Annotated in this window: 5 protein-coding genes; all 5 read right to left on the minus strand. The window is 29.5% G+C overall.

The genetic code is table 11. The features are described from left to right. Positions 1–226: 226 nt before the first annotated feature. The gene (locus F564_RS0117335) at positions 227–838 is read right to left on the minus strand and encodes a hypothetical protein (protein WP_028123695.1); all 612 of its coding nucleotides are present in this window, start codon (positions 836–838) and stop codon (positions 227–229) included. 240 nt (positions 839–1,078) lie between these two features. After that, positions 1,079–2,026, minus strand: a complete 948-nt coding sequence (locus tag F564_RS0117345; protein WP_028123696.1) for a tetratricopeptide repeat protein — start codon at positions 2,024–2,026, stop codon at positions 1,079–1,081. Positions 2,027–2,066: 40 nt separating this feature from the next. Next, positions 2,067–2,486 carry a hypothetical protein gene (locus F564_RS0117350; RefSeq protein WP_028123697.1) on the minus strand — a complete coding sequence of 140 codons (420 nt, stop codon included), beginning with the start codon at positions 2,484–2,486 and terminating at the stop codon, positions 2,067–2,069. Between the two features lie 77 nt (positions 2,487–2,563). Beyond that, entirely contained in the window at positions 2,564–3,223 is a 660-nt protein-coding gene (locus tag F564_RS0117355) for a hypothetical protein (RefSeq protein ID WP_028123698.1), read from the minus strand. Between the two features lie 14 nt (positions 3,224–3,237). Beyond that, the gene (locus F564_RS0117360) at positions 3,238–3,609 is read right to left on the minus strand and encodes a hypothetical protein (RefSeq protein ID WP_028123699.1); all 372 of its coding nucleotides are present in this window, start codon (positions 3,607–3,609) and stop codon (positions 3,238–3,240) included. Positions 3,610–3,755: the final 146 nt, after the last annotated feature.

Here is a 3,755-nt window from a genome sequence, read left to right on the forward strand (position 1 = left end):
GTCCCACACCCAATAAAAAATACTGTCGCAAAAGTCAATATGTAATATGTCAATTTGTTTCTCATTGGGTCGTCTTTTAAGCTGACGCATAACGTCTCGCGGCTTGCAGAAGTGGCGAATTTCGTGACCGAGATTTTTCGGCTAAGATAGAATTTCTTGCGAAGGATAAACTTGAATTTACCACATATTTCGCCATTTTTGCAAACCGCTGTTAGCAGAAGTCTCTTTATTTAAATTCAACGTTAATTATAAAATAATGCGGAATTTTAAATTGTTCTCCCAGTTTTTCAGGTTCAATATTTGATTGTGCAACTTCACAATATGAACCCGAACCATCTTTGTGAATTGTTGGTGTTATAATTGCAAAAACTGCATTCTTTTTGTTAATATCTAAATTTAATTCTGATTTACTTCCGAAAAAATCTTTTAAAGCATATTTTTCAGAATCTTCGAATAATTTAAAGAATGATTTTTTACTTCCGAATTTTTGTCCTCTAATATATGCTTTTAGTTTTCCATCGGTCATTTTAAAAAAGAATTTTAAGGATTCTTTGTCTGAACTAATTTTAAAATAATCACTTTCAGAACCATCAAATAATATTGAAGTATTTTTTAATTTTCCACTTTTATATTCATCTATGCTTATCGTGATAAATTTTCCATTTATTTTTTCACTTTCAAAATTCAATTTTTCAATGTAAATATTTTCAAAATCAATGATGTCTTGAATTTCGGGATTTTCACTTCCATAGTTATTAGTCATTTTGACTGTGTTTTGAGCAAAAGCAATATTAGATATTACTAAAAATGTCAATAATACTTTGATTTTTGTTTTCATACTTTGAATTTTTATTTAGTTTCTGATTTTTTTGAGATTTCTGCTAACGTCCGGCAGCTTGGCGAAGGAGCGGATTTAAAAGACAAAACTTTCAACTTTGCACCAACGTAGCAAAACCATTTTTTCTTTTACTAAATTACGAAAAACTGCAAAAGAAAAATGGTTTTTGCGGATTAAATACACAAATGTTCAACCTTGCACGAAACCCGCTCTTTTGCCAAACTGCTTGTTGGCAGAAGTTTATTGTCCTCCCAATAGTTTTAAAACAGATAAGGCATTTTCATTTCTCAAACTTATGGCAGAAAATTCTATTAGGCTCAAATAGGTTTTCAAGTGGTAATTTGCATATGCACTTTCCGTTCTTTTTGAGTTTAATAATTCTATCAAAAATATCATTGAGTTTTTGTCGCTAAACCTTGAAAATTTATCAAAAAATGATTTGGTATTTTTTTCGGTTAATCTACCGTCAGATATTAAATTCGCAATAGTTTTAATGGCATATCGGTTTCCTAAAATTGCTGAAAATTCAAGATTTTCTATTGACTCTTCTTCATTTCCTTTTAAGCTATAAATTTGCGACAATAATAGATATGGATTGGAATAGTTTTCATCATATTCAATCGCTTTTTCACAGTCAGTAATCGCATCGTCAAATCTGTTTAAATTCTTCAAAGCATTTCCTCTGTTGTTATGAATCCTTTTAAAAGGAACTCCAATTAAAACTCCTCCGTCTAATCCTTCTAAATCTTCTTTACCTTTATTTTTGAGATGATTTTTAAGTTGTAAAGCATAAGTATAAAATTCTACTGCTTTTTCATTATTGTTCAAGTTCAAATAACAAAAGCCGATTTGATGATACAAAGCATAAACATTCTCGTCATAAACATTCAATTCAATAGCAACTTCATAATCTTCAATCGCTTTTTTGTATTCTCTTTTTTCTTCTAAACAATTTGCTCTAAATGCAAAATATTCCCATTTTTCGGTACTTCCTGATTTTAAGCAAGTATCAATATTTTTTAAAGCATTAGCTATATCATTGTGTAAATACGAAGTTGTTGCTACCTGAAATAGTTTTTCATTTTCGTTAATTTTTTTTTCTCCAAAAAATATTGAGTTAAAGATAGATTTTTTTGACTTTGACAGTTTGTTTCTTGTTCTGCCAAACGCTTTCGTAAAAATTTCCATTCTGTTGTCTTTTATGTCTGTGTATTAGCAGATTTTTTTTTTAGTTTAGATTCGGGTCATCTGTTTTAAAGTACGATTCTGCATTCCAAGTATCATATCCTGATTCTTGGATTTCTTCAAAATTGAATTGTGTTTCACTGACAAAAATGACTTTATTCTTAAACTTAATTTCTACCGTTTCAGGAAAAACCATTGTAATAATGCCATTACTCATATTCCAAGTTCCGATTTCTTCTAATTCTATATTTCCACTTGGGTACACATAATATTTGACTTTTCCGTTGCTCATAAATGTGAATTTTGGATGTACGGCATTTCCTGTTCCGTTATTCCATTCAGTTCCCCAAGTTCCTATTATTTCTGAACTTGAACTGTTACCTCCTTCATCATCATTAGAGCAAGAAGTTAAAAATGTAACTAATGTTGTAAAAGCAAAAATTAATGTAAAAATCTTTTTCATTGTTAAATATGTGTTTTGTTTATTTACCTACTTTCAGAAATTTTAAAGTCGCTGTTTCAGTTTGTCCGACTTTGTTTTTAAACAGCATTGAAAATACTCAACAATCCTTTATTCATCATAGTTTGATATTCTTTTTCTGATGAATGAATTGAAACACCATTGTTGTTTTGGTACATTACTAACATATCTTCTCCATTGAAATCGTCATTTTTGTCGTCATATACTGCTTCCAAAGAACCCATCATTGAGGTTTTTACTTCGATATTCAATCCATTAACGATAAGAGCGTGATATTGTCTTTTTGTAATATCCATATGATTATATTCGCTGTAATTTGGACTTTTAAACATTGCAGTTATAGTATTTCCAACTTCTCGCGAGCCAAGTGCAATGTAAACATTGTCTAACAAATTTAAAAAGTTTGCTTTACTAGTATTATTAATATTTTGCTTTATTGTATTGAAAGTATCTACAAATTCATTTAGCAAAAAAATTTCTTTAACCTTTCCCAAATTGTCAAATTCATAAAAACCAATTGGTTTATAATACATTCCACTTTGGTCTTGAAAAAAGACTTCTAGATTTATATTTCCTGCTCTCGCTTTTTGTAATCTAAAGGGAATACCGTCCTCATCAATAGCGTTTCTGTCATTGCTTGATGTTTTTAATTTTTCAACGTTTTCAATAGTTTCGTTGGAAAATAGAACTTTAACAAATGTTTTTAAAATGTCTTCCATATATTTTGTGTTTATTATTTTATTTCTTTTTCGACCATAAAGACGAAAGTTACATTTTGCTCTTTTAACCATAAAGTGATTATGCCAAACCTTCCCATTGCATCTCTATTTAAACGAACTCCAAATTGGCTGTAATCTGTTTTCCATACATTTAGTTCATCATTAATTTCTAAACCTTCAATGGTTGTATGCGCAAAAGTCAAATCGATTACTCTTGATGGTAGATTTTTTAACAAGAAAATTTCTTCTGCTTCATCATAAATACTTATCCTTGTAATTTCGTTTTTTTGCGCATCTAAACGAATATACATTATCCAAGTTGAAGTTCCGTTTATGTCATTTGGCTGGAGACATTTAAGTTTTACTTTAAGATTTTCAATATTCATAGTTTTTTTTTAATTTTTTATTTAAAACGATATTTTTGTTAAAATTTCTGCCAACGTTTTGCGGCTTGGCGATGGCGGGAAAACCGAAGCCGAAAACTTCAACTAAACTACAAAATAAAATACAAGCACAAAACCTGAATTTAGCA

Origin of the sequence: Epilithonimonas tenax DSM 16811 (genome assembly GCF_000428485.1) — a bacterium.
In the GTDB taxonomy this organism is placed as follows: domain Bacteria; phylum Bacteroidota; class Bacteroidia; order Flavobacteriales; family Weeksellaceae; genus Epilithonimonas; species Epilithonimonas tenax.

Bases quoted from the DNA above. Each gene is read 5' to 3' on its own strand.
- F564_RS0117335 (WP_028123695.1), bottom strand. From the start codon at position 838: ATGAAAACAAAAATCAAAGTATTATTGACATTTTTAGTAATATCTAAT.
- F564_RS0117345 (WP_028123696.1), bottom strand. From the start codon at position 2,026: ATGGAAATTTTTACGAAAGCGTTTGGCAGAACAAGAAACAAACTGTCA.
- F564_RS0117350 (WP_028123697.1), bottom strand. From the start codon at position 2,486: ATGAAAAAGATTTTTACATTAATTTTTGCTTTTACAACATTAGTTACA.
- F564_RS0117355 (WP_028123698.1), bottom strand. From the start codon at position 3,223: ATGGAAGACATTTTAAAAACATTTGTTAAAGTTCTATTTTCCAACGAA.
- F564_RS0117360 (WP_028123699.1), bottom strand. From the start codon at position 3,609: ATGAATATTGAAAATCTTAAAGTAAAACTTAAATGTCTCCAGCCAAAT.